The organism is Dactylosporangium sp. NPDC050688 (genome assembly GCF_040654515.1).
GTDB lineage: Bacteria > Actinomycetota > Actinomycetes > Mycobacteriales > Micromonosporaceae > Dactylosporangium.
Genome location: NZ_JBFAIC010000007.1, coordinates 132,664 through 157,054, shown reverse-complemented (window position 1 = coordinate 157,054; position 24,391 = coordinate 132,664). Strand labels below are relative to the sequence as shown.

At 74.7% G+C, this 24,391-nt stretch carries 26 protein-coding genes, 3 tRNA genes and 2 pseudogenes; 19 read left to right on the top strand and 12 right to left on the bottom strand.

All coding sequences use genetic code 11. The features are described 5' to 3' along the window. Nucleotides 1–109: 109 nt before the first annotated feature. Nucleotides 110–2,788 (top strand): tetratricopeptide repeat protein, encoded by a 2,679-nt coding sequence (locus AB0H83_RS09860; protein ID WP_360089805.1) that lies wholly within the window; start codon nt 110–112, stop codon nt 2,786–2,788. A 108-nt stretch (nt 2,789–2,896) separates the two neighbouring features. On the opposite strand, the gene AB0H83_RS09855 is transcribed toward AB0H83_RS09860, so the two are convergent. The 3 genes from AB0H83_RS09855 to AB0H83_RS09845 form a co-directional block, all read right to left on the bottom strand. Beyond that, nucleotides 2,897–3,265: a YciI family protein gene (locus AB0H83_RS09855; RefSeq protein WP_360089802.1), complete on the bottom strand. Its 369-nt coding sequence runs from the start codon at nt 3,263–3,265 to the stop codon at nt 2,897–2,899. 98 nt (nt 3,266–3,363) lie between these two features. After that, nucleotides 3,364–3,672: a transcriptional regulator gene (locus tag AB0H83_RS09850; protein WP_360089799.1), complete on the bottom strand. Its 309-nt coding sequence runs from the start codon at nt 3,670–3,672 to the stop codon at nt 3,364–3,366. Next, a complete protein-coding gene (locus AB0H83_RS09845) occupies nt 3,669–4,133 on the bottom strand; it encodes a hypothetical protein (RefSeq protein WP_360089796.1) in 465 nt (154 codons plus the stop codon). The genes AB0H83_RS09850 and AB0H83_RS09845 overlap by 4 nt, the downstream gene beginning before the upstream one ends. 65 nt (nt 4,134–4,198) lie before the next feature. Between AB0H83_RS09845 and AB0H83_RS09840 the strand changes: the two genes are divergently transcribed. Further along, the gene (locus tag AB0H83_RS09840) at nt 4,199–4,975 is read left to right on the top strand and encodes an endonuclease/exonuclease/phosphatase family protein (RefSeq protein WP_360089793.1); all 777 of its coding nucleotides are present in this window, start codon (nt 4,199–4,201) and stop codon (nt 4,973–4,975) included. 3 nt (nt 4,976–4,978) lie between these two features. Here the strand turns inward: AB0H83_RS09840 and AB0H83_RS09835 are convergent, their stop codons facing one another. After that, entirely contained in the window at nt 4,979–5,530 is a 552-nt protein-coding gene (locus AB0H83_RS09835; RefSeq protein ID WP_360089790.1) for a hypothetical protein, read from the bottom strand. A gap of 88 nt (nt 5,531–5,618) precedes the next feature. Between AB0H83_RS09835 and AB0H83_RS09830 the strand changes: the two genes are divergently transcribed. Further along, entirely contained in the window at nt 5,619–6,086 is a 468-nt protein-coding gene (locus tag AB0H83_RS09830; protein WP_360089787.1) for a hypothetical protein, read from the top strand. Between the two features lie 14 nt (nt 6,087–6,100). Here the strand turns inward: AB0H83_RS09830 and AB0H83_RS09825 are convergent, their stop codons facing one another. Together AB0H83_RS09825 and AB0H83_RS09820 are read right to left on the bottom strand one after the other, a co-directional pair. After that, on the bottom strand, nt 6,101–6,859 hold the full coding sequence (locus AB0H83_RS09825; RefSeq protein WP_360089784.1) for a DUF427 domain-containing protein: 759 nt from the start codon (nt 6,857–6,859) through the stop codon (nt 6,101–6,103). Next, the gene (locus AB0H83_RS09820) at nt 6,856–7,320 is read right to left on the bottom strand and encodes a MarR family transcriptional regulator (RefSeq protein WP_360089781.1); all 465 of its coding nucleotides are present in this window, start codon (nt 7,318–7,320) and stop codon (nt 6,856–6,858) included. Before AB0H83_RS09820 ends, AB0H83_RS09825 begins: the two co-directional genes overlap by 4 nt. Nucleotides 7,321–7,357: 37 nt before the next feature. Here AB0H83_RS09820 and pip point away from each other — a divergent pair, with 37 nt between their 5' ends. Beyond that, nucleotides 7,358–8,299: a prolyl aminopeptidase gene (gene pip / locus AB0H83_RS09815; RefSeq protein WP_360089778.1), complete on the top strand. Its 942-nt coding sequence runs from the start codon at nt 7,358–7,360 to the stop codon at nt 8,297–8,299. 62 nt (nt 8,300–8,361) lie between these two features. Here the strand turns inward: pip and AB0H83_RS09810 are convergent. Then, nucleotides 8,362–8,574, bottom strand: a pseudogene (locus tag AB0H83_RS09810) (dienelactone hydrolase family protein); the annotation flags it as partial. Between the two features lie 51 nt (nt 8,575–8,625). Next, nucleotides 8,626–8,967 (bottom strand): YciI family protein, encoded by a 342-nt coding sequence (locus AB0H83_RS09805; RefSeq protein ID WP_360089775.1) that lies wholly within the window; start codon nt 8,965–8,967, stop codon nt 8,626–8,628. Nucleotides 8,968–9,274: 307 nt separating this feature from the next. Between AB0H83_RS09805 and AB0H83_RS09800 the strand changes: the two genes are divergently transcribed. The 3 genes from AB0H83_RS09800 to AB0H83_RS09790 all read left to right on the top strand — a co-directional run bounded on the left by AB0H83_RS09800 (nt 9,275) and on the right by AB0H83_RS09790 (nt 9,583). Then, nucleotides 9,275–9,349 (top strand) — tRNA-Asp (locus tag AB0H83_RS09800). Between the two features lie 45 nt (nt 9,350–9,394). Continuing rightward, a tRNA-Ile gene (locus tag AB0H83_RS09795) sits at nt 9,395–9,468 on the top strand. A gap of 31 nt (nt 9,469–9,499) precedes the next feature. Next, nucleotides 9,500–9,583 (top strand) — tRNA-OTHER (locus AB0H83_RS09790). 308 nt (nt 9,584–9,891) lie between these two features. Here AB0H83_RS09790 and AB0H83_RS09785 read toward each other — a convergent pair. The 3 genes from AB0H83_RS09785 to AB0H83_RS09775 all read right to left on the bottom strand — a co-directional run bounded on the left by AB0H83_RS09785 (nt 9,892) and on the right by AB0H83_RS09775 (nt 13,275). Beyond that, entirely contained in the window at nt 9,892–11,397 is a 1,506-nt protein-coding gene (locus AB0H83_RS09785; RefSeq protein ID WP_360089772.1) for an alkaline phosphatase PhoX, read from the bottom strand. 122 nt (nt 11,398–11,519) lie between these two features. Continuing rightward, nucleotides 11,520–12,290: a DUF4253 domain-containing protein gene (locus AB0H83_RS09780; RefSeq protein WP_360089769.1), complete on the bottom strand. Its 771-nt coding sequence runs from the start codon at nt 12,288–12,290 to the stop codon at nt 11,520–11,522. Between the two features lie 64 nt (nt 12,291–12,354). After that, nucleotides 12,355–13,275 (bottom strand): M56 family metallopeptidase, encoded by a 921-nt coding sequence (locus tag AB0H83_RS09775; RefSeq protein WP_360089766.1) that lies wholly within the window; start codon nt 13,273–13,275, stop codon nt 12,355–12,357. An 88-nt stretch (nt 13,276–13,363) separates the two neighbouring features. Here AB0H83_RS09775 and AB0H83_RS09770 point away from each other — a divergent pair, with 88 nt between their 5' ends. From AB0H83_RS09770 to AB0H83_RS09755, 4 genes are all read left to right on the top strand, one after another. After that, nucleotides 13,364–13,753, top strand: coding sequence for a BlaI/MecI/CopY family transcriptional regulator (locus tag AB0H83_RS09770; protein ID WP_360089763.1), 390 nt, complete (start codon nt 13,364–13,366; stop codon nt 13,751–13,753). 50 nt (nt 13,754–13,803) lie between these two features. Continuing rightward, nucleotides 13,804–14,328, top strand: coding sequence for a hypothetical protein (locus tag AB0H83_RS09765; protein WP_360089760.1), 525 nt, complete (start codon nt 13,804–13,806; stop codon nt 14,326–14,328). Between the two features lie 64 nt (nt 14,329–14,392). Next, entirely contained in the window at nt 14,393–15,625 is a 1,233-nt protein-coding gene (locus AB0H83_RS09760; RefSeq protein WP_360089757.1) for a glycoside hydrolase family 3 N-terminal domain-containing protein, read from the top strand. Between the two features lie 18 nt (nt 15,626–15,643). Continuing rightward, nucleotides 15,644–16,492 carry a DUF4184 family protein gene (locus tag AB0H83_RS09755; RefSeq protein ID WP_360089754.1) on the top strand — a complete coding sequence of 283 codons (849 nt, stop codon included), beginning with the start codon at nt 15,644–15,646 and terminating at the stop codon, nt 16,490–16,492. On the opposite strand, the gene AB0H83_RS09750 is transcribed toward AB0H83_RS09755, so the two are convergent. Beyond that, nucleotides 16,455–17,201: a class I SAM-dependent methyltransferase gene (locus AB0H83_RS09750; RefSeq protein WP_360089751.1), complete on the bottom strand. Its 747-nt coding sequence runs from the start codon at nt 17,199–17,201 to the stop codon at nt 16,455–16,457. The two genes, AB0H83_RS09755 and AB0H83_RS09750, sit on opposite strands and share 38 nt — an antisense overlap. A 130-nt stretch (nt 17,202–17,331) precedes the next feature. Here AB0H83_RS09750 and AB0H83_RS09745 point away from each other — a divergent pair, with 130 nt between their 5' ends. The 8 genes and pseudogenes from AB0H83_RS09745 (at nt 17,332) to AB0H83_RS09710 (ending at nt 24,310) form a co-directional block, all read left to right on the top strand. Beyond that, complete coding sequence (locus AB0H83_RS09745) at nt 17,332–17,718, top strand: BlaI/MecI/CopY family transcriptional regulator (RefSeq protein ID WP_360089748.1); 387 nt, start codon at nt 17,332–17,334, stop codon at nt 17,716–17,718. 80 nt (nt 17,719–17,798) lie between these two features. After that, entirely contained in the window at nt 17,799–18,323 is a 525-nt protein-coding gene (locus AB0H83_RS09740; RefSeq protein WP_360089745.1) for a PadR family transcriptional regulator, read from the top strand. Next, nucleotides 18,320–19,006, top strand: coding sequence for an ABC transporter ATP-binding protein (locus AB0H83_RS09735; RefSeq protein WP_360089742.1), 687 nt, complete (start codon nt 18,320–18,322; stop codon nt 19,004–19,006). The genes AB0H83_RS09740 and AB0H83_RS09735 overlap by 4 nt, the downstream gene beginning before the upstream one ends. Beyond that, nucleotides 19,003–21,156 (top strand): FtsX-like permease family protein, encoded by a 2,154-nt coding sequence (locus AB0H83_RS09730; protein WP_360089739.1) that lies wholly within the window; start codon nt 19,003–19,005, stop codon nt 21,154–21,156. Before AB0H83_RS09735 ends, AB0H83_RS09730 begins: the two co-directional genes overlap by 4 nt. 150 nt (nt 21,157–21,306) lie before the next feature. Next, nucleotides 21,307–22,065: a thioesterase family protein gene (locus tag AB0H83_RS09725; protein ID WP_360089736.1), complete on the top strand. Its 759-nt coding sequence runs from the start codon at nt 21,307–21,309 to the stop codon at nt 22,063–22,065. Between the two features lie 45 nt (nt 22,066–22,110). Beyond that, on the top strand, nt 22,111–22,956 hold the full coding sequence (lexA, locus tag AB0H83_RS09720) for a transcriptional repressor LexA (RefSeq protein WP_360089733.1): 846 nt from the start codon (nt 22,111–22,113) through the stop codon (nt 22,954–22,956). A 742-nt stretch (nt 22,957–23,698) separates the two neighbouring features. Then, nucleotides 23,699–23,827 (top strand): annotated as a pseudogene (locus AB0H83_RS09715) (repressor LexA); the annotation flags it as partial. Between the two features lie 225 nt (nt 23,828–24,052). Then, a complete protein-coding gene (locus AB0H83_RS09710) occupies nt 24,053–24,310 on the top strand; it encodes a PspC domain-containing protein (protein ID WP_360089730.1) in 258 nt (85 codons plus the stop codon). Nucleotides 24,311–24,391: the final 81 nt, after the last annotated feature.

Below are 24,391 nucleotides of genomic sequence, written 5' to 3'. Positions count from 1 at the left end.
CGGCCGCACCCGCGCGGATCCCGGACGAATCCGGACGGCGATGTGGGCGGCAACCGGCCCGGTGGCATACGTTGGCGGGCGAGCGACCACCGACCCGCCGGAAGCGTGCATGCCCTCCACCCCAGCGTTCTCGGCGCCGCCCGACCCCGGGCGCGCGGGCACCCTCGACGACCTGGCCGGCTGCCTGCGCGCGCTCAAGGTGTGGGCGGGCGACGTGTCGTACGAGACGATCACCGCACGCGTCAACGCGGCCTGGACGGCCGCGGGCCGGCCACCCGCCGAGCTGGCCCGCCGCACGACCGTCGCCGACTGCTTCCGCCCCGGCCGGCGCCGCCTCAACCCGGACCTCGTGGCGGCGGTCGCGGCGGCGCTGCACCCGGACCCCGGCTACGGCGCGCAGTGGCAGCAGGCGCTGCGGGTCGTCGGCGGCGAGACGGCCGCCGCCGGGCAGGTCCGGGTGCAGGACCGCCTGCCGCCGCCCTTCGCCGAGTTCACCGGCCGCACCGGCGTGCTGCACCGGCTGCGCGCCGCCGTCCGGCAGCGCCCCGGCACGTTCTCGATCGTGGGCATGGCCGGGGTCGGCAAGACGCTGCTGGCCGTGCAGGCCGGGCACCTGCTCATCCAGGACCGGCCGTTCGACCGGGTGCTGTTCGTCAACCTGCGCGGCTTCCACCCAGACCCGGCACAGCCGCCCGCCGACCCGTCCGCCGTGCTGGACGGGTTCCTGCGCCTCCTCGGCGTCCCCGGCCACCGCATCCCGCACGACCTGCCCGGCCGCGGCAGCGCCCTGCGGGAGCGCCTCACCGGGCTGCGCAGCCTGGTCGTGCTGGACAACGCGGCCGACGCCGAGCAGGCCCGGCCGCTGGTGCCCGCCGTCGACGGGTGCGTCACGCTGGTGACCAGCCGCCGGGCGCTGCACGGCCTGCCGGCCGTGACGGACGTGCCGGTCGACGTGTTCAGCCCGCAGGAGGCGGTGCGCTTCCTGACCGCCGCCGCGCCCGGGGTGCCGGCCGGCCGCGACCCGGACGCGACCGCCCGCGTCGCCGCCCGCTGCGGGCACCTGCCGCTGGCGCTCGGCCTGGTCGGCGGGCACATCCGGGCCAAGCCGGGCTGGACGATGACCGACCACGCCGAGCGGCTCGACGAGCGGCACCGCGACCGCCGGCTGGACACCGGTGTCGAGCTGGCCCTCGCCCTGTCGTACCAGGACCTGCCGGCGGACCGGCAGCGGCTGCTGCGCCTGGTCGCCCTGCATCCGGGCCAGGACTTCGACGTGGCCGCCGCGGCCGCGCTGGCCGGCGATCCTGTGCCCGCCGCCTCGTCCGCGGCCGCTCCGCCCGGCTTCGTCGTGACGGGCGGTTCCGTCGTTCCCGGCGGTTCGCCGGCGGAGGGCGGTGCCGCCGGCCCGGCGGGCTGCGGCGCGGCGGGTGCCGTTGACCGTGTCGAAGCGGCCTCGCGCGGGCTGCGGGAGCTGCGCCGGGACCACCTGTTGCAGGAGACGACGCCGGGCCGGTACACGCTGCACGACCTGGTGCGCGTCTACGCCGACGGGCGCGCCGGTGACGAGGACGCCCCACCCGAGCGGCGGGCGGCCCTGACCAGGCTCTTCGACCACTACCTCGCCGTGGCGGCGGCCGCGATGGACGTCCTGGCACCGGCCGAGGCGCACCACCGCCCTCGGGTCGCGGCACCGGCCGCCGCCCGGCCCGGCGACGTCGACGCGGCCCGCGGCTGGCTGGACACGGAGCGGTCCAACCTCGTCGCCGTCGCCGGGTACACCGCCGCCCACGGCTGGCACCGGCACACCGCGCAGCTGTCGGCGACGCTCGCCGGGTACCTCAACGGCGGCCACCACGGCGACGCGCTGAGCATCCACCGTGCGGCGCACCAGGCCGCCTGCCACGCCGGTGACCTGCCCGGGCAGGCCGCGGCGCTCACCGCCCTCGGCGCGACCCGGCTGCGGCTCGGTGATGACGGCGCCGCCGCCCGGCACCTGCGCGAGGCCCTGCACCTGTTCCGCAGGACCGGCGACCGCACCGGTCAGGCCCGCGCCTCGGCCGCGATCGGCGACGTCGAGCAGCGCCTCGGCCGGTACCGCCAGGCCGCGTACCGGCACCGGCAGGCGCTGCGGCTCTGCCGGGTGACCGGCGACCGCACCGGCGAGGCGCACGCCCTGACGAAGCTCGGCATCGTCGAGGAACGCCTCGGCCGGTACCGGGCCGCCGCCGGCCGGCACGAGCAGGCCCTGGCACTGTTCCTGGCGGTGGGGGACAGCGCCGGCGAGGCGGCCGCCCGCTGCAACCTCGGCGACGTCGCCGCCAGGCTCGGCGACCACGACCGTGCCGCCGGCCACCTGCACCGCGCGCTCGAGCTGTACCGCCGGGCCGGCAACCGCGACGGCGAGGCCTGGACCCTGGACAACCTCGGCACCGCCGCCACCCTGCGCGGCGCCCCCTCCGAAGCCCTCGAGCTGCACCGCCGGGCGCTGGCCATCCACCGGGCGACCGGCGAACGCTACGGCGAGGCGAAGGTCCTCAACGGCCTCGGCGAGGCGGCCCGCGCCACGGGCGACACGGCAGCGGCGCTGGCGCACCACACTGCGGCGTGCGCCGTCGCGGCCGCCACCGGCGACCGGCACCAGCGCGCCGACGCCGAGACCGGGATCGGCCTGGCCCTGCCGGCCGGCGGCCTGCCGCACCTGCGGACGGCCCTGGACCTGTACGCGGAGCTCGGCGTCCCGGCCGCGGACCGGCTACGGGCCCTGGTGGCGGCCCGCACCGACGGCTGAGGCCGCGGTGCGGGCACCGATGAGGGTCAGCCGCAGGCTGAGCGCCGCGGCGCGGGCGCCGAAAAGGTCAGCCGCCGGCTGAGGCCGCGGTGCGGGCACCGATGAGGGTCAGCCGCCGGCCTGGCGCAGCATCGCGTCCAACTCCGGGTCGGTCATGATCTCGCGGACCTCCTGCGCGCAGCGGCAGGCGGCGGCCCACTTGGCGGCCCACCCCAGCGCCTCCTCGCGCGTGGCGACGTCGACGACCACGAGCCCGCCGATGACCTCCTTGGTCTCCGGATACGGCCCGTCGGTGACCAGCCCGTCCGTGGCCACGATGCCGGCCCGCTGCCGTTGCAGCCCGCCGCCGAACACCCACACGCCGGCGTTGATCGCCTCCTGGACCACCGCGTGCGCGGCCTTGCCCACATCGGGCAGCTCCTCGTCCGTGATGTGGTCCATCGCGCCGTCGTTGAACGAGATCAGGTACCGCGTCATCCCGTGACTCCTTCGTCCTGGCGGCCACGTGCGACCGCCCTTGACTGTGCCACGAACGGCCCGCCCCGGATCCGACAACAGGCCGGAAGAGAATCTCGTCAGACCTCGCCAGGTGGCAGCGGCGCGCCGTCGAGCAGGGCCCGCAGCGCCGCGCAGTGCGCCGCGTAGGCCTGTTCGCCGGCGGCGGTCATCCGGTACGTGGTGCTGCCGCCCCTGCCGTGGCCGTCCTTCGTGCACTGGACATAGCCGGCCGCCTCCAGGGCCGACATCTGCTTCGACAGGTCGGAATCGCTGATGCGCAGGTGGTCGCGGAGGAACCGGAACGACGCGGACGGGGCGTTGGCGAGGATCGCCATGGCGGCGAGCCGCTTCGGCACGTGGATGACCGGGTCGATGCCGTCGATCACGACAGCCGCGACCTGACCTTCGCCGCCGCGGCGGCGTAGCGGCGCTCGTACGCGGCGAGCCCGGCGGTGACGAGCACGAACGTGACCCCCGCCGCGACCGGCGCGCCGGCCAGCCACCAGGTGAGCGCCACGGCGAGCGCGACGACCGGCAGGCCGGCCGCGTAGCCGCGCCAGGCGGCCGCGATCTCCCGCGGCGGCGTGCCGCGCCCGGGCATGGGCAGCGCCCCGTGCCGGCGCCGCATCCAGGCGACGAACACCAGCTCGACCGCGATCAGGGCGGCGAGGAGCCCGACGAACACCGCGGCGTCCGACCGCCACCAGGTGAAGGCGCCGACCATGCCGGCGGCCCAGGCGCCGACTGCGGGGGAGTACCACCAGGGGGTCGGCGGGTAGTCGATGTACGGCGCGGCCTCGGCCCGCCGCACGATCGCCAGCTGCTGCCGGGCCTCATCACTTTCCACATTGGAAACCATAGGCGATCACTTTCCAGATGTGCAAGTAAAGTCCGGGATGATCCAATGCACCGATGACCGAGGTGCGGCTGCTCACCTTCAACGCGCTCATGCGTGACGACGTCCCCGCGCGGCTGCGGGCGCTCGGGCCGGTCCTGGAGCGGTCCGGGTACGACATCGTGTGCTTACAGGAGGTCCTGCACCGGGGCAGCGCGCGGCTGCTGCGCCGGGTCACCCCGGGGTACCCGCACCGGGCGGGCACCGGCGTGGTGCTGCTCGCCGGGGGTCTGCTGCTGCTGTCGCGGTGGCCGGTCCGGCGGTACCGGTTCGCGCGGTTCCCGGTGGCCGGCCCGGCGCGCACCGAGCTGCTCATGCGCAAGGGCGCGCAGCTCGCCGTGGTCGACACGCCCGCCGGGCCGCTCGCGGTGGTCAACACCCACCTGTCGGCGAACCGGGACGACGACTGGTCGGAGGGCAACCGGTACACCAGCGTCATCCGCGGCGAGCTGGAGCACCTGGCGCGGCTGGTGGCCGGGTTCGAGCCGGGGCTGCCCGCGGTCGTCGCCGGCGACTTCAACGTGCCGCGGGACTCGCCGGTGTTCACCCGGTTCGCCGCGGCGGCGGGACTGCGTGACGTCCTGGCCGGCGACACGTCCACGACGTTCCGGCCGACGCCGCGGTGGCCGTCGCCGCCGGCGCTCGACCAGGTCCTGGTCCGCGCGGCCGCGGACCGGCCCCTCGAGGCGCGGGCCCGCACCGTGCTGCGCGACGCGGTCCTGGTTGGCGACGGCCGGGAGCTGTTCCTGTCCGACCACTACGGCATCGAGGCCGACCTGTCCTTGGCAGGGTAGTCGTCAGCGCCGGCGGTGCTCGCGCGGCCGGACCGGCACGCCGGTCACCGCGGACAGCCAGGCGGCGAGGGGCTCCGCGCGCGTACCGGTGTCGATCTCGTGGAAGATCTCCTGATGGTGCCCGGGCGGCATGATCGCGTCCAGGTGGACCGTCGGCACGTCGTCGGTCTCGTCGTCGCGCAGCTGCAGTGCCACGACCGGCTGCGGCGGGCGGCGGAAGGTGCCGGTGGAGACCCAGACCCGGCCGCCGGCCAGGCCGGCCGGCGTGACCAGCCACGCGTCCTGGGTCGCGGCCATGACGGCCGTGCCGGCGGCCCCGCTCACCGACGCGAACACCAGGAAGCACAGGATCGGCCCGTCCGCGTCGTGCGTGGCGACGAAGACCGCGAACGTCCACAGCAGGATCACCCCGCCGGCCGCGGCGAGCGTGGCGACGCGCCGCCAGTACGGCCTCATCCGCAGCAGCAGCGCCGGCCGGCCGGTCGCGGGGTCGGCGCGCGGCACGGCCTGCCACCCCGGCGGCAGCTTCGGCGGTGGGACGGCGGGCCACGACACAGCCGCCATTGTGGGTGGGCCGCACAAGCACCGCCGCCCCGCACCCGCACAACGGCCGTGGATCGACGCAACGGGATACCCTCGAGGCATGTTGCTCGCGAAGCGGACCAGCATCTGGCGCGCGCGGTACGAGGTGAGCCAGGACGGTCACCGGGTGGCGCACTGGGACGGCTCGCTGTGGCGCAGCGGTGGCGACGTCGAGGTGGCGGGGCAGACCTTCCACGTGCGCGGCAACGCGTGGGGCAGCCGCTTCTCGATGCTCGACAAGGCCGGCGGGGTCGTCGCCGCCGCCGACCGGGTCGGCCGCAAGCGGTGGACCGTGACCGCCGGCGGCACCACGTACCAGTTCCAGCGCGCCTCGGTGTGGAGCCAGGCGCAGGACCTGTATGCCGGCGACCGGCAGGTCGGCTCGGTCCGCAAGGTCAGCTTCTGGGGCAGCGACGTCGCCGTCGACCTGCCCGGCGTGCCGCTGCCCGTGCAGATCTTCGTCCTCGGCGTCGTCGTCACCATGTGGCAGGCCCAGGCAGCGGCGGCCGGCAGCGGTGGCGGCGGTTGAGCCGCCCGCGGCTGTCACGAGAAATGGGTCACCGGACGGTCCAGGAGCCGGCCGTCCAGGTGCACGTCGACCTTCTCGTTGTAGAAGCTCACCAGGCCCGCGATCGGCAGCAGCGCCGCGGTCGGGAAGTCGTAGGCCCACGCCAGGTCCCGGTGGACGGTCCCGCCGGCGTGCACCGACCAGTAGTCGCTGGTGCGCCCCTTGTACGGGCACGCCGTGCGGGTCGGTGACGCCTCGAGAAGGGTGAAGTCGACGTCGGTCCGGTTGAGGTAGTACCGCGTCGGCAGCCCGGTCTCGAAGACCAGCACCGGCGATGACGACTCGGCGAGGGTGACCCCGTCGAGGGAGATCCGCACGGCCCGGGTGGAGCGCAGCGCGTCGACCCGGCTGTAGGGGTTGCGGGGGTGGACGAACACCTGCTCGTCCTCCTCGAACCAGGCGTCGAGGGCGTCCCACTCCAGGCGGGCGAGCCCTTCGAGCGGGCCGTCGGCGTAGATCCGGCCGGCGGCGGGACGGTCCTGGTCGCCGGCCCGCAGGCCGATGCGGCGGGCGCTGCCGCGCTTGAGCCGCTGGACGTGGTGCTCGTCGACGATGGCCGCCGGGTCGAGGTCGCCGGCCGGGATGTAGTACTGCGGGTAGTTGGACCACTCCCACACGTACACGGCGCGGGTGGTGTCCAGGACGGTCCGGCCGTTGAGCACGGCGCGCACCCGGCGCGGCACCGGCTCGGTGTGGTCGACCGGCACGATCGATCTCGGGTAGTCGGCTGTCACATCTGCTTGCCTACCACCACCGCGCCGATCCGGTCGCGCATCGGCCGGTCTTCGAGGGCTCCGATTGCCTCCTCGACGAGGCGGCTCAGCGGATACGGCAGCTGCGCGTCGAGGGCCTCGGCGGCGCTGGTCGTGGCCGCCATCTCCGCCTCGATGACCGGCAGCAGCCGCTGCGCGCGCTCGGTGAGGTGCACGATGCGCTGCCGGGCGTCGGCGCCGGTCTCCAGGCGGACCAGGTCCTGGCGGGCCATCTCCGCGACGGTCTGGCTGGCCGCGGAGTGGGTGACCCCGATCGCGGCGGCCAGGTCCCGGATGGTGCTCGGCCCGCCCTGCGCCAGGGTGCGTACGACCGGGGCGAACCTCGGCCGCACGTCGGGCAGGCCCAGGTCCGCGTAGACGCCGGCCACGTCGCCGTCGAGCAGTTCGAGGAGGTGCCGCAGCCGGCTGCCGAGGAATGTCACAGCACTAATATAACAGCGCTATTGTATTCTGCCGGGCATGTACCCGTTCATCGACCCGTACGACGAAGGCATGCTCGACGTCGGCGACGGCAACCTCGTGCACTGGGACGTCGCCGGCAACCCCGACGGCCTGCCGGCGCTCGTCGTGCACGGCGGGCCGGGCTCCGGCTGCACCCCGCGCACCCGGCGCTACTTCGACCCGGACCGCTACCGGATCGTGCAGTTCGACCAGCGCAACTGCGGCCGCAGCACGCCGCACGCGTCGACCCTGGCCGCGGATCTGCGGCACAACACCACCGGGCACCTCGTCGCCGACATGGAGCGGCTGCGCGAGCACCTCGGCATCCAGCGGTGGCTGCTCTTCGGCGGGTCGTGGGGGTCGACGCTGATCCTCGCGTACGCCGAACGCCACCCCGACCGGGTCGCCGGCATCGTCATCGACGGGGTGACCTCCACCCGCCGGCGCGAGATCAACTGGCTCTACGAGGGTGTCGGCCGGTTCTTCCCCGTGCAGTGGGCGGCGTTCCGCGACTTCGCCGCGCCCGGCGGCGGTGACGTGGTCGCGGCGTACGCCCGCCTGATGGACTCTTCCGACCCCGCCGTGCGCGCCGCGGCCGCCGAGGCCTGGTGCGCCTGGGAGGACACCGCCGTCTCCCTGGAGCCGAACGGCGTGCCCGACGCGTACCGCGGCCGCCCCGACGACGCGAAACTCGCCATGGTGCGCATCTGCACCCACTACTTCGCGCACGCGGCCTGGCTGGAGGAGGGTGTCCTGCTGCGCGAGGCCGGACGTCTCGCCGGGATCCGAGGTGTACTGCTGCACGGCCGGTTCGACATCAGCAGCCCTCTGGAGACGGCCTGGCTGCTCGCGCAGCGCTGGCCGGACGCGACCCTCACCGTCGTGGAGGACTCGGGCCACACCGGCAGCGACACCATGCGGACCCTGATCCGTGAGGCCCTCGATTCCTTCGTCCGGTGACCGCCGTCGCCGCCGCCGAACAGGCCGAGGATCGGTGCCACGAGGCCGGCGGCGCGCTGGGTCGGGCCGGGGCGGCCGAGCAGGAGGCCGGGCATGCCGTACAGGCCGATCGCCCCGGCGAGCCCGAACCGCTCCGCGGCGGTGAGGAAGGCGAACCGCCCGCCGAGGCAGCAGTCGAGCGACACGACCGCGTCCGCGCCGCCGGCGGCGGGTGAGCGCAGGTGGGCGATCGCCGCGGAGATGTCGGCGAACAGGTCCTCCTCACGCAGCCGCATGAGGTGCGGCATCAGGTTCGCCATGTCGCCCCAGCCGTCGCCGCCGTCCGGTCAGTCGTGCGGGGGCGTGTCCAGCAGCGGCCAGACCTCGACCACGCCCTGGGCGACCGCGCACGGGGTCCGCGCGACGAGCTCGATCGCCTCTTCGAGGGACGCGGCCTCGATGATGCCGAAGCCGGCGACGGGCAGCGCGGCGGTCATGAAAGACCCTTTTGACACACTGACCCCGGCGGCGTCGTGGTTTCGCACCTGTACGGGCGAGCCCGCGATCCCCGCCAGCGCGCCGGCCTCGAGCATGCGCGCGTCGTGCGCGTGGGCCTCGTCGCGGACCGCGGGATCGGTGCGCTCGTACCCCGCCTGGTCGCCGTATCCGATGGTCACGAACCGTGCCACGACAGCCTCCTCGTCTCCCCGTCGATCGTATGCGCGGGCGGGTCGCCGTGCAGGGTTCGCCGGGCGAAAACCGGTTTCGCCGGTGGTGCGGCGGTCGTATCGTCGAAGGCGTACACGGGACACCGGCACGGCAGGAGCGCAACGATGAGGATTCGGACGGCCACGGAGATCCGGCAGCTGCCGGCGCGCTCCGTCGTGCTGCCCATCGATCCCGTCAGTGATCGGCCGCGACGGCGGCGAGGATAGATCGACGTTTCCTCGACGCCGCCCGCCCCGCACAGGGACCGGGCGGTTTTTTGTACCCCTTGGTGGCGTAGCTCAGCCTGGTGAGAGCGCGGCCCTGTCACGGCCGAGGTCGCCGGTTCGAATCCGGTCGTCATCGCAGCACCAGTCATCGCAGCACCCTGGGAGGTCCGCCTCCCGGCACCCCGTCGAGGCCGAAGCGGTAGAGGCACCTCGCTGATAACGAGGAGACAGCGCGTTCAACTCGCGCCGACGGGACCGCCCGCCCCGGACACCGGGCGGGACGCACGGAGGAGCCGGCTGGCTTCGGGACCGCCGCTGGAAACGGCGGGCGCCCTCACGGGCGCCGTGGGTTCGAATCCCACCTCCTCCGCCGTGGATTCCCCGCGCACCGGCTTCGCCGGTGCTCCCCAGTGGGGGAGCTTCGCTCCACCCACACCCCCTCAAAACCTGGTCGGGGTCGGGCGGGGTGCTATGCCTGCACCCGGCTCAGCGGTGGCGGGCGGCGAAGTCGCGGAACCGGGACACCGCGTCGCCGCTGACGGCGAGGTCGTGCCCGGTGCGTCGCCCGCACCCTGGCCTCCTCGCGTCGGCACCAGCTTGCGGGGCGGTGCGGCGGGGAGGCCGGGGGTCGCGGGGATTCATCCTTCCGGCGTGCGCCGGAGCCCCGGGCCGTGCGGATCAGCCCAGGTAGCGCTGCCAGGGGCCGGTGATGGCCAGGGTGATGCCGGGGACCTGGATGTTGACGAACAGGACCTTGCCGTCCGGGGAGAACGTCGGGCCGGTGAACTCGGAGTAGACCGGCGAGCCGTTGGAGGTGCCGGTGCTGAGCATGTTGCGGGCGATCGCGTACGTCGGGCCGCCCGGCACCGAGCTGAGCACGTGCGAGGCGCGCACGCCGTCCTCGGCGAGCACCAGGGTGCCCCACGGGGTGACGGTGACGTTGTCGGGGCCGTCGAAGGTCAGGTCGGCGTACTTCGGCGCCGGGCCCTCGCCCTCGGCGGCGGCGTTGTGCGGGAAGTACGAGACCAGCGTGATGGTCTGGTCGGCGTAGTTGAAGAACCACACCATGCCGTCGTGCTTGGTGGCGTCGGCGGGCAGGTCGTTCGCGCCGAAGGCGAAGCTGTTGACGATGTAGCAGCCCTTGCGGGTGCTCCAGACGCCCTCGAACTTCTTGCCCCGGGTGACGGTGCCGTCGGCGAACTGGGTGCGGACCGGCTTGGTGGTCGCGTCGCGGTCGGGGACCTCGATCCAGGTGACCTTGAACGGGCGGCCGATCTGGGCGGAGGTGAGGTAGGCGACGTCGGGCAGGATGCTGCCGTCGTCGAGGCGGATCTGCATCGCCTCGAGCTTGCCGGCGGTGTCGCTGAGCGTGTTGGCGATGCCGAGGCCCAGCCGCTTGCCGTCCGTCGACCTCCACCGGTAGAAGAGCCCGTTGGGGCTGCTGGCGTCCTCGGACAGGTACACGTGCCGAAGGTCGGGGTCGACGGCGAGGGCCTCGTGGTCGTACCGGCCGAACGCCTTGATCGGCTTGGGTAGCTGCTTGCCGGACTCGGCCGGCAGGACCTCGAAGACGTAGCCGTGGTTCTTCTGGTAGGTGCCGGTCTGGCCGCCCGCGGACCAGGTGGCGCCCGCGTTGATGGTGGTCTCCTCGCAGGTGAGCCACGTGCCCCACGGCGTCACGCCGCCGGCGCAGTTGCGCACCGTACCCGAGATGCCCACCCACTCGCCGGTGCGCCGGCCGAGCCCGTCGGTGGTGATGACGGTGCAGCCGCCCGCGTTGGGCGCGCCCGGGTCGTACACGGTGCCGGGGATGAGCGGCACGCCGAACACCGACATGTGCGGGGTCAGCTCGTGGTTCTGGATGATCGTCAGCTTGTTGTGACCGTCGGCCACGACACCGGTGCCGTCGTGGTAGGCCGGGGTCGGGCCCTGCCCGCCGGACATCTGGGTGCTGCCCTCGCGGGTGACGATCGTGTACGAGAAGCCCTCAGGCAGGGCGAGGATGCCGTTCGGGTCGTCCTTCAACGGCGGGAAGGGGCGACCGCCGGAGGACGGGCCACCGCCGGGGCGGTTCGCCTCGTGGGCGGCGGCGGGGTCGGCGAGGGTCGGTAGCACCCCGGCGACGGTGAGGCCGACGCCGGCGGCGGCGCCACCACTGAGGATCTGACGGCGAGAAACGGACACGCTGGCACGCTCCAAAAGCGACTGCTGGACGGTTCGCCAAGGAGCCTTGGGCACGAGAGCGACGCGGGGCGAAACGCGAGGTGAACCTCAGCCGTCGCCCGGGCTGCGGTCGCCGGACCGGGTCAGTCCCACCAGAAGTGCCAGGCCGGCGTATCGATGAGGCTCTTGGCGTAGTCGTCCAGCGGGCGGTCGCCGGGCAGGCCGGTGACGTTGTCGGGGCAGAACGCGAAGTGCTCCGCGGCGACCGCCGCCGCCTGGTCCGGGGTGGCCGGCGGGGCGCCGACGCTGAGGAACAGCTCGTCGAAGCCGAGGCCGACGACCCGGGCCCCGAAGCGGTCCTCCCAGCTGCGCAGGACGGCGGAGATGTGGGCGGTGTCGCCGGTGTGGTTGACCGGGCCGTCCCAGCCGGCGACGGTGGGCGCGTCCGCGCCGCGCCCGGCGGCGACCAGGCCGAGGCGCCACGGGCGCCGCGAGGCGAGCAGCGCCGCCGCCTCCCGGTCGGCGGCCGCGTCGGCCTCGGCGGCGGTGCCGTCCCGCCCGGGTGCGAGGCCCGGCCAGGCGCCGTGCCCGGCGGCGGTGGTTGCCCACCAGGAGGCCAGCAGCTCGGCGGGGTCGTGCCCGGCCGGGTCGGACATCTCGTCGGGGACGAGCTCACCCTCGACCCACGGGCGCGACGCGTCGCCGTCGAGGTGCGTCAGCAGCAGCGGCCACAGCCCGGTGGCGGAGTGTGCGGCCCGCAGCTCCTGCCACAGCCCGGGCGGTGGTGCCGTCTTGCTCAGCCAGAGCACCGCGGGCTCGTCGTCGTCGAGGTCGGGCCGGATGTGCTTCCCGGCGGGCAGCGGCACCGTGAGGGCCTTCACCCGGGCGGGCAGCGTCAGACGCTTGGGGGACACCATCCTGACCGTAGCCGATCGGCGAAAGTAAATACACCGCGCGCAGGCGCCTGCCGGGCGGTGATCAGCGGGCGCCCCGGGCCGCCATGAGCAGCTCGACGAGGTCCAGGGCCGCCTCGACGGACCAGACGCAGGAGAACGCGGCGAGCGCCGCCGGCAGCAGCCGCAGCAGGCCGGCGGCGTGCCACGGGCGCGGGGTCAGCAGCAGCGCCACCCGGCGCGGCACGATCCCGCGCGGGGTCGCCACGTGCAGCACGGACCAGCCAGACCCGGCGGCGGTCGCGCCGGTGCCCGCGGTCGCGAGGGCCGCCACGCCGATGGCGTGCGCGACGGTGCGGCGGCTGCCGACGTCCTCGGCGGCCTGCTCGTCGGCGGCCCGCTCGATCAGGTAGTCGACGTGCCGGGCGACCCACCACAGCGCCGGATGGGCGGCGGCGGCCATCCCGGCGAGCCGGGCGAGGCGGTGGTGCCGGCCGGCCAGGTGGGCCTGCTCGTGGGCGAGCAGCGCGTCGAACTGCCGGTCGGTGAGCAGCTCGCGCATGCCGGTGGTGACCACGACGTACCCGGGGCGGCCGGGGACCGCGAACGCCCGCGCCGTCTCGTCGGGCAGCACGACCAGCGGCCCCGGCTCGGCGGAGCGGCCGAGCGCCAGGACGTCGCGGTGGCGGCGCCAGCGGCGGGTGACCGACACGCCGACAGCGGCGAGGAGGACCACGCTGAGCCACGGCACCCACGGCTCGGCGGCGGTGTCGGCCGTGACGACCCGGGCGGACCAGCCGAACGCGTGCCCGACCGTGGGCACCTGGGCGGCCGCCTTCATCGCGAACAGCAGCAGGTTGACGGTGCTGGCGCCGGCGACCACGGCCGCGGACCAGGCGACCGCGCGGGCCGCGGTCGCCGGCGGGAGCCGGTCGGCGATCAGCCGCACGACGAGGACGACCAACGGCGGCACCACGACCACCGACCACACGAAATGATCGAACATGGAGACTCCGTCCAGACCGGCCGACCTGTGCCGACTGTAGCGATCCCGGGACGGCGCCGGGGGGCGCAGGGTGGATAGAGTCATGCCGGTGAACGCAGCACCGTCCCCGGGCGACCGGCGGCGCCGGCCCGGCCAGCTCGAGGCGCAGGTGGTCACCGTCCTCGGCGCGGCACCCGCGCCGCTGACCCCGGGCGAGGTCCGCGACCTGGTGGACCCGACCGGCGCGCTGTCCTACAGCGCCGTGGTGACGACCCTGACGCGGCTGCACGAGAAGGGCGCCGTCACCCGGCACCGCGACGGCAGGGCGTTTCGCTACGGGGCGCTGCGCGACGCGGCCGGGCTGGTCGCGGAGCGGATGAGCCGGCTGCTGGCCGACGAGCCCGACCGTGCCTCGGTGCTGCGCCGGTTCGTCGGCACCCTCGACGACCGCGACGAGGAGATCCTCCGCGCGCTGCTGCGGGAGCACCCGGAGGACTGACCTCTGCTAACTTCTACGTCGTGTAGAAGTTTGGCGGGAGGTGCCTGGCGATGGTGCTGGACGACGTCCTGCTCGCCCTGCTGGGCGGCCGTGACAGCAGCGCCTGGGAGCTCAGGCAGCGCCACGACGAGATCTTCGGCAGCGCCCGCAGGATGGACATCGTCCGGGTGATGGCGGCCGTGACGCGGCTGGAGCGCTCCGGCTTCCTGCGCGTCGACGCGGCCGTGCCCGCCCGGATGGCCAGCGGCAACCGGCGCACCTGCTCGCTCACCGCGGCCGGGCGGCAGCGCCAGCGGGCCTGGCTGTGCGACCTGGCCCCGGACATCGGCATCGAGGACGTGTACGTGCGAGGCATGCTCGCCGTCGAGGCCGCCGACGAGGCCACCTTCGACACGTTCGTGCGCAACGGCCTGGCGGTGACCCGCGCGCGGATGCTGGCCCTCGGCGACGACGCGGCCGGCGCGGAGGCCGTGACCCGGGCCAAGGCCGCCTTCGAGCGCGAGACCGTCCGGGCCCTGGCCATGTGGCTGCACCAACTGCCCGACCACCGCCACCCCCGGTCCGCCGCCGGTTGACGAGCGCCGTCCGGGTAACGTCCAACGGGTCGGGCTTCCAGCGGACCAAGGGACGGAGCGGCCCATGGCTCGCCATCACGGCCGGATCGGCCCGCTGCCCAGGTGGGTCGTCGCGGTCGGGGCCGTGCTGCTGCTCGCCGCCGGCGTGGCGCTGTGGTTCGTCGCGGCCGGCCGCGGCTCGCCGACGTCCGGCGGGCGCTCGCCCGGCACCGGTGCCGCACCGGGCTCCCCGGCCGCCGGGTCACCGTCGCCGAGCGCCGACTGCGCCGCGACGCTGGTGGCGAAGCTGACGCTGGAGCAGCAGGTCGGCCAGCTGCTGATGATCGGCACGCCGATCGGGTCGCCGCTCAACGCGGTGCAGCCGATCCAGCGGTACCAGCTGGGCGGGATCTTCCTGGCCGGGCGCAGCACCGCGTCCGCCGCGACGCTGCGGCAGGCGATCGGGCAGCTGCAGGCGGCCGCGAAGCCCGCCGGGCTGGGCCTGCAGATCGGCATCGACCAGGAGGGCGGCCAGGTCCAGACGCTGAAGGGCGCCGACTTCCCGGCCATCCCGTCGGCGCTCAACCAGGGCAAGCTGGACGACGCGACGCTGAGCAGCCGCACCGCGGAGTGGGCTGGCCGGCTCAAGGCCATCGGCGTGACCATCGACCTGGCGCCGGTCGCCGATGTGGTGCCCGCCGAGGTCGGCAAGGCCAACCCGCCGATCGGCGGCTTCGACCGGCAGTACGGCTCGACCCCGGAGCCGGTCGCCGCCGACGTCGCGACGGTCGTGACGGCGATGCAGGGTGCCGGGGTCCTCACGACGCTCAAGCACTTCCCCGGGCTGGGCCGGGTGCGGGTCAACACCGACACGTCCACCGGCGCCCGCGACGACGTGACCACCGCCGACGACCCGGCGCTGCAGCCCTTCGCCAGCGGCATCCGGGCCGGCTCGGCGGCGGTCATGATCTCCTCGGCGACGTACCCGAAGCTGGACCCGGCGAACGTGGCGGCGTTCTCCGCGCCGATCGTCACCGGGCTGCTGCGCGAGAAGCTCGGCTTCGACGGGCTCGTCCTGTCCGACGACCTCGGCGCCGCCGTCGCGGTCAACGCCGTGCCGCTGGGCCAGCGCGCGGTGCGGTTCATCAAGGCGGGCGGCGACGTGGCGCTGTCGGTGCGGCTGTCCGACGCCGGCCCGTGGACGGAGGCGCTGCTCGCCGCGGCGAAGAGTGACCCCGCGTTCGCGGCCCGGGTGACGGAGTCGGCGACCCGGGTGGTGCGCGCCAAGGTCCGCGCCGGCCTGGCCCGCTGCGGGTGACCGTCTAGGGTCTGGATCATGCCAGCCACGTTCCCCTCGCACGCCGCCGCCGTCCTGCCGCTGAAGCTCTGGCGGCCGGCCTGGTTCGACGGCGTGGCCCTGGTCATCGGCTCCGCGGCGCCCGACCTGCCGTACGCCCTCGGCCGCAGCGAACGACCGCCGTACACGTACGGCCACACCTGGTGGGGCGTGCTCGCCTCGGTGCCGGTCACGGTGGCGGCGACGCACCTGGTGCGCCGGGCGGCCCCCGAGGTCGCCGCGCACCTGCCGGGCCTCGGGCCGTTCGCCGCCGGCGACTACGGCACGCTCGGCGGCGTGCGGCACCCGTGGTGGGTCACGGCCGGCTCGGCACTGGTGGGCGCCGCGAGCCACGTCGCCTGGGACCACGTCACGCACGCCTCGGTGCGCGGCACCGCCGTCGGCGTCGCCCGCCTGGAGCGCGAGGTGCTGCCGGGGGTGCCGGCGTGGATGCCGCTGCACCTGGCGTCCAGCGCCGCCGGTGCGGCCGGGTGGCTGGCGCTGTCCGCCCGCCTCGGCCGCCGCCGGAAGCTGGTGGCCTGGCACGGGCCGGCCCCGGCGGTGCGGCGCCGGCCCGTGGTGTTCTGGGGCACGGCCGCCGCGACCGCGGTGGCCGGCGCGGCGGTGGCCGGGCTGGCCCCGACCCCCCAGGAGCGGATCGTGCCGTTCCTGCCCCCGCTGCCCCGGCCCTCGGTGCTGTCCGGGCGGCTGCTGGGCATCGCCGCGACGTCGCTGATCGCCGCCGCGGCGGTGCACCGGGCGGTGTCCGGCCGCCGGATCGCCGCGGCGCCGGCCGTTTCGTCAGGGGCCCTCAGGCGGGCCGGCGGCGGGCCACGTACACCACGTTGACGGCGTAGCGGTCGGTGCCGGGCAGCACGCTCGCCGCCGAGTCGACGCCACGGGCGATGCGGTCCAGCCCGCGCCGCTCGTACCAACCCTGGGTGAGCATCGAGAAGCCCCGCCGTTCGACGATCTCGAAGCCGTGCCGGCGCAGCAGCCGGTCGACGTCGTCGTGCGACAGCTCGGCGAACCAGCGCTGCCCCCGCAGCCGGCGGGCCCGCAGGTGCCGCAGCGAGCGGGCATTGCCGTGGTTCTCGATGACCAGCAGGCCGGCGTCGGCGTCGGGCAGCGCGAGGGCGGCGAACGCGAGGGCCCGGTCGCGGACCGCGTCGTCGACGTTGAGCAGCAGCCGGAACATGGTGACCAGCGCCGGCCCGTCCGCCGGCGCCGGCCTGGGCACCGGGCCGTCGGCCGCGATCGCGTGCAGCCGCGCCTGCGTGCCGACCTCGGCCGCCTTGGCCAGCATGTCGGTGGAGGTGTCGTACCCGTGTGCCTCCCGGACCAGGCCGTGCAGGCTGCGGATGGCCCGGCCGGTGCCGCACGCGAAGTCGTGCTGGACGGGCCGCGCCGCCGGGAACGTGCGGCGGACCAGGGCGCGCAGGTAGGCGCGCTGCCGCTCGTTGATCCGTGACGCGTAGCTGCCGGGTGCGTAGGTGACGTGCTCGTACTTGTCGACCGCGCCGGTGTCCTGGAACACCCGCGCGTAGTTCGTGCCCAAAACTGATCCCCGTTCGGTCGGTGCCGATACCTCTGCAACTGATGTGTGACGATGCAGATACGGGCAGTAATCAGGCTGAAGGGGGTGTTGGCGCCGCGCCCCGGTGTGACGGTGTGGTTATCGTGGGCCGGTGAGGAGGCCGCGGCGGGCATTGGGGTCGCTGGAGGGCGACACCATGGCGGTGCTGTGGGCGGCGCCCGGGCCGCTGACGCCGGGGCAGGTGCAGGCGGCGCTCGCCGGCCGCCGCGACGGCGCAGGCCTGGCCTACAACACGGTGCTGACGACCCTCACCAGGATGCACGGCAAGGGCATGGTGCTGCGCCGGCCGTCCGGCCGCGCCCACGTGTACTGGCCGGTCCACGACGCCGCGACGGCCGCCGCCCGGCAGATGCGGGCGGTGCTCGACGGGCCCTGGGACCGGCGGGCGGTGCTCAAGCAGTTCGCCGACGGTCTCGACGAGGCCGACGTCGCCGTGTTGCGGGCGCTGCTGCAGGGCGCCGCCGACCCACCTGCCTGACCGGACGCCGAAGTGACCGGCGCTGAGAACATACGCCGAGGGTATATACGCGGCGTATACGCTCAGCGTATGGTGGTGGCATGAGCGTTCCCCTCACGCTGCTCGGGCTCCTGGAACGGGAGCCGAGCCACGGATATGACCTCAAGCGCGACTACGACACGTTCTTCGGCCGCGGCAAGCCGCTGTCGTTCGGGCAGGTCTACGCCACGCTCGGCCGCCTCGCCCGCGACGGCAAGGTGGTGATCAGCGACGTCGAGCCCGGTGAGGGCCCCGACCGCAAGCGGTACGTCATCACCAGCGCCGGCGCGACCGAGGTCGACTCGTGGCTCACCGAGCCCGTCGAGCCGGAGCCGCACCTGCAGACGGTCCTGTTCGCCAAGGTCGTGCTGTCGCTGATGCTGGGCCGCTCCGCCGAGGACTACCTCGACCTGCAACGCAGCGCGCACCTGCGCCGGATGCAGGAGCTCACCGACATCAAGCGCGGCGGCAACCTCGTCGACGCGATGCTCGCCGACCACGGCCTGTTCCACCTCGAGGCCGACCTGCACTGGATCGAGACGACCGTGGCCCGGCTCGACGCCCTGACCAGAGAGGTGCGCAAGTGACCGCGCTCATCGAGGCCCGCGACGCGCACCTGGCGTTCGGGCAGACCCCGGCACTGCGCGGCGCCACCCTCGCCGTCGGCGACGGCGAGATCGTCGCCGTGATGGGGCCCAGCGGCTCCGGCAAGTCCACCCTCCTGCACTGCCTCGCCGGCATCCTGGTGCCGGACCGCGGCGAGATCCTCTTCGACGGCGACCGCGTCGACCGGCTCGACGAGACCCGCCGCAGCACGCTGCGCCGCGACCGGTTCGGCTTCGTGTTCCAGTTCGGCCAGCTGGTGCCGGAGCTGACCGCCGAGGACAACGTGGCCCTGCCGCTGCTGCTCGGCGGCGCCCGCCGGGCCGAGGCGGTCCAGCAGGCCCGCTCCTGGTTTCCCAAGCTCGGGCTCGACGGGCTGGAGCAGCGCCGCTCCGGGGAACTGTCCGGCGGCCAGGCGCAGCGCGTCGCGCTCGCCCGGGCACTCGTCGCCAGGCCCCGGGTCCTGTTCGCCGACGAGCCCACCGGCTCGCTCGACTCGCTCACCGGCGAGCAGGTCATGGACCTCATGGTCGACGCCGCGCGGACACAGGGCACCACCGTCGTCATCGTCACCCACGAGGCCCGGGTCGCCGCGTACGCGGACCGCCAGGTCATCGTCCGCGACGGGCGGGTGCACGCGCTCGCCGCCGCCAGGGGCGCGTCGTGATCCGCTTCGGGGTGCGCCTCACCCTCGCCGGCGGGCGGGAGGCCGCCGTCCGGCTCGCCGTCATGGCCGGCGCCGTCGCGCTCGGCGTGTGGCTGCTGCTGGGCACCCTCGCCGGCGTGAACGCCGTCGACGCGCAGTTCGCCCGGCTCGCCGCGCTCAGCCCGCAGGCGAGCGCGGCCGACGGTCCACTGTGGTGGGCCGAGCGCGCCGACTTCTTCGACGGCCGGTCCATCCAGCGCATCGATCTCGCCGCGACCGGCGCCGGCGCGCCCGTGCCGGAGGGCCTGCCGCGCCTGCCCGGCCCGGGGGAGTACTACGTCTCCCCGGCCCTCGCGGAGCTGATCGCGGCGACCCCGGCCGGCGAGCTCGGGGCCAGGTTCCCGGGCCGGCAGGCGGGGCTCGTCGACGCCGCGGCACTGCCGTCACCGGGCAGCCTCACGGTCATCGCCGGCGGGACCCCGGAGTTCGTGTCGCAGCTGTACGGTGCCCGCCGCGTCACGACCTTCCCCACCGAGGCGCCCGGCATCCCCGTCGCCGCCCTCGACCTGATCCTGTCCGTCGTCGCCGGCGGGCTGCTCTTCCCCGTGCTCATCTTCATCGGCACCGCGACCCGGCTCACCGCCGCCCGACGCGAGCAGCGCTTCGCCGCGATGCGCCTGATCGGCGGCACGCCCCGGCAGATCTCGGTCGTGGCCGCCGTCGAGTCGACCGTCGCCGCGGTGCTCGGCACCGTCGCGGGGTTCGCGCTGTACTTCGCCTTCCGCGTCCAGCTGGCCCGGATCCCGTTCACCGGCATGCCGTTCCACCCCCACGACGTGACGCTCGGCCCGCTCGTCGCCGCCGCGGTGGCCGTGGGCGTGCCGGTGGGCGCGGCGCTCGCCGCCCGGGTCGCGCTGCGCCGGGTCCGCATCTCCCCGCTCGGCGTCGTGCGGCGGGTCACGCCCAGGCCGCCACGCTGGTTCCGGCTGATCCCGCTGCTGCTCGGCGTCGCGGAGCTCGCGTTCTTCATCGGCCGGGTGCCGGAGGACTCCACGGCGCAGGTCGCGGTGTTCCTGCCCGGGCTGCTGCTCATCATGGTCGGGCTGGTGATCGCCGGGCCGTGGCTGACGATGGTCGGCGCGCGCCTGCTCGCCCGCCGGGCGCAGCGGCCCGCGACCCTCATCGCCGCCCGCCGGCTCGCCGACAACCCGGCCGCGGCGTTCCGCGCCATCAGCGGCGTGGTGGTCGGCCTGTTCGTCACCACCGTCTCCGTGGGCATCATCCAGAGCATCGTCGCCGAGCGCGGCACGCACGTCGACGGCCTCGCCGCCTCGACGATGGTCGCGCACTTCGAGCGCAACCCCGACAGCGTCCCCGCGCCGGTCGTCGCGTCGCTGGCCGCCGGCCCCGGCGTCCGCTCCGTGACGGTGATCCGGGACAACCCGGACCGCGACGCCGAGTACTCCGCCCTCGCGTCCTGCGCGGACCTGGCGCGGACACCGCAGTTCGGCCGCTGCGCCGAGGGAGCCACGGTCGCCTGGGTATGGCAGGACCTGATAGGGTACGGCACCGCCCACGGCCCCTACACCGTCTGGCCCGCCGCGCCGCTGACCGAGGCGCAACTCGCGGCGCTGCCGGTCATCTCGGTCGTCGTCAGCACCGACGGGTCCACCGCCGCGCTGGAGCGCACCCGCACCGCGCTGCAGCTGGCGTTTCCCGACCTGCGGATCATGCCGGCCACCGACTGGGACCACGCCAACGACCAGAACTCGCAGCTGGCCGGCTTCGAGCAGCTCGCCGCCGTGGTCATCTTCGCCAGCCTGCCGATCGCGGGCTGCAGCCTCGCGGTGAGCGTCATCGCCGGGCTCACCGACCGCAAGCGGCCCTTCAGCCTGCTGCGGCTCACCGGGGTGCCCCTCGGCGTCCTGCGCCGGGTGGTGGCGCTGGAGAGCGCGGTGCCGCTGCTGGCCGCGGCGGTCCTCGCGATCGCGGCGGGCCTGCTCGGCGCGCAGCTGTTCCTCACCGCGCAGATGGGGGACGACCTGCACCCGCCCGGCCTGACCTACGGCGCCATCGTGACCGGCGGGCTGCTGCTGTCGCTGGGCATCATCGCCGCGACGTTCCCGCTGCTGCGGCGCATCACGGGGCCGGAGACCGCCCGCAGCGAATGACGACCCTCGTCCGGGGCGGGTTTCGGCGGGTGCCTGGGTGCTCGGCGTGGCCCGCTCCGGTGTGGCCCGCTCCGGGGTGGCCCGCTCCGGCGGGGGTCAGCCTGCGGCTGCACCGCAGGCGGCCGGCCACCGTCGACCTACGATGTCCCGATGGCGTTCTACCTCCCGCTCGGCGACGGCCGGTTCGAGTCCACCGAGCACACCCGCGGCCCGTGGGATCCAGGCGCGCAGCACGCCGGGCCGCCCGCGGCGCTGCTGGGCCGGGCCGTGGAGTCGGTGGCGCCGGCGGGCATGCGGGTGGCGCGGCTGACGTACGAGATCGCCCGCCCGGTGCCGATCGCCACCCTCGAGGTCACGGTGCGGGTGGTGCGGCAGGGCCGCGGCGTCACGCTCGTGGAGGCCGCGATCGACCCCTTCATGCGCTGCTCGGCGCTGCTGATCCGGGCCGGCGAGGACCTGGTGCCGGCGGCCACGCCACCGGTCACCGTCCACCTCGACGGCGCGACCGTGAAGCCGCTGTACCCGACGGCGCACGACGTCGGCTACCACACCGCGATGGAATTCCGCTTCTCCGAGGGCTCGTTCCTGGAGCGGGGCCCTGCCACCGCCTGGATGCGCATGCGGGAGTCCCTTGTGGACGGTGAGGAGCCGAGCCCGCTGAGCCGGGTCCTGGTCGCCGCCGACTCGGGCAACGGCATCAGCAACGAACTGGAGCTGAGCCGGTTCTTGTTCGTCAACGCGGATCTGACCGTACACCTGCTGCGCCACCCCATCGGGGAATGGGTGTGCCTGCGCTCGGCCACGGCGATCGACGCCGCCGGGATCGGGCTGGCCGACACCGCCCTGCACGACCAGCACGGGCCGATCGGCCGGTCGGCGCAGAGCCTTTTTGTCGCACCCCGCCGGTAGGGTGATGTTCGTACAGATGATCGAAGGATGGCGTATGGTGATCGTATGGCGGAGGGTGCGCTCAGCGAGCGGCAGCAACGTGTCCTGTCGGTGATCCGGGGCTGGGTCGAGGAGCACGGCTATCCGCCCACGGTGCGCGAGATCGGCGCCGCGGTCGGCCTCGTCTCGACCTCGTCGGTGGCGCACCACCTGAAGTCGCTGGAGCGGCTCGGGCTGCTGCGCCGCGACGGGCGCTGGCCCCGGGCGATGGACGCCCGCACTCCTGAGTCCACCGAGACCGCTGCACCTGCGCCGGACGGTGACGCTGTCGTGGTGGCCGCCGCTGACCGCTTCGGCGGCGGGGCGCGGAATGGAGCGCCGGCGGGGTCGCTGACCGAGGCGCGGGGCGGTGTGCCGGCGCGGGTCGGTGCGTCGGCTGGTGCGTCGGCGATGGGGTCCGGCGGGTCGGGGTCGCGGGCCGGGGTGTCGGCGGGGGGCCGTGGTGCCGGTGGCGTGATCGGGGGTGGCCGGCTGGACCAGGGCGTCAGCGTGCCGGTGCTGGGTGCGATCGCCGCCGGCCAGCCGATCCTCGCCGAGGAGCAGGCGGAGGACGAGCTGACCCTGCCGTCCTCGATCGTGGGCCACGGCAGCCTGTTCGCCCTGCGCGTCAAGGGTGACTCGATGATCGAGGCCGCCATCTGCGACGGCGACTTCGTCGTGGTCCGCCGCCAGCCCGTGGCCGAGACCGGCGACATCGTGGCCGCGATGATCGACGGCGAGGCGACCGTGAAGGTCTACCGCCTCCGTGACGGCCACGTCGACCTGGTGCCGCGCAACCCGTCGTACGACGTCATCCCCGGCGACGACGCGGTCATCCTCGGCCGTGTCGTCAGCGTGCTGCGCCGCCTCTGACGGTCGCCGCGCGCCGCGGGTCCACCCTCCGTCGTCAGCGCGGCGCGGCGCCGCCCCGCCTCGCGTCGCGCCTGCGGCGGTTCTGGCGGCTCGCCTCGCGTCGCGCCCGCGGCGGTTCTGGCGGCTCGCCTCGCGTCGCGGGTCTCGTCAGGGCAGTTGCGCTGCTGACGGGTAGATCGCGCCGTGGGCGCCTCAGATCGTGCCGGCGGGCACCTGCGACGATGCACGCTCATGCGGAGTGCCGGCCGCCGACGGCAGCCTCTGCTTTCCGGAACGGGTAGGGAAATCGGGCTGGCACAACGATTTTCCTACTCCTTGTGCAGGCGAGGCGCCGCCACCGCCATCCGCGGCGAGGCGTCGGTGGTGTCGGGCGGGCAGGAGATGCGGCTGATGCAGCCGTGAGGTCGGCGCCGGATCCCCTGGGTCGACGGTGCTGCGGCTCGGCCCGGGTCGACGAGGGCCTGCGCAGCGGGTTCAGGCTCGCCTCGCGTCGCGCCCGCGGCGGTTCTGCCGCCTCGTCTCGCGTCGCGGGTCTCGTCAGGGCAGTTGCGCTGCTGGCGGGCAGGTCGCGCCGTGGGCGCCTCAGATCGTGCCGGCGGGCACCTGCGACGATGCACGCTCATGCGGAGCACTGGCCGCCGACGGTAGCCTCTGCTTTCCGGAACGGGTAGGGAAATCGGGCTGGCACAACGATTTTCCTACTCCTTGTGCAGGCGAGGCGCCGCCACCGCCATCCGCAGCGGCGACAGTGAAGGTCTACCGCCTCCGTGACGGCCACGTCGACCTGGTGCCGCGCGACCCGTCGGACGACGTCATCCCCGGCGACGACGCAGTCATCCTCGGCCGTGTCGTCAGCGTGCTGCGCCGCCTGAGGCGTGCACCCGCAACGCTGCGCGCTCATGCCGGGTGCCGGCTACCAACGGCCGCCGCCGCTTCCCGGCGATGCAGCCGCGGGTTCAGGGGTGGTCACGGACGGGGGCTGAGGGTTGCGGGGGCTGCGTTCTCAGGGCTTGACCAGGGCCGGTCCCTGATGCCGGCGAGGGTCCCGGCGGCGCACGCTTGAAGCACAACAAACAAGCGTGAAGGAGCGAGAACGATGGAGACCGTGCACCAGTCGATGCGGCAACAGGGCCTGGTCCGGCCGGCGCAGGGCCGGGTGCTCGGCGGGGTGTGCGCCGGGCTCGGGCAGCGCTTCGGCATCGACCCCTGGCCGGCGAGGTTGCTGTTCATCCTGATCCTGCTGCTGATCCCGGGCAGCCAGATCCTCGTGTACCCGATCCTGTGGATCATCATGCCGGCCGAGCCGGTGGCCGTCGCCCCGCCGGCGACGGTGTGGGGCGCGCCGGCCGAGTGAGGATCTCCATCGGCGCGCCCGGCCAGCCAGCGGCCGTGTTCGAGCGGCCGCTGGCCGCGGTGGACCGGCCCGCGGTGGACC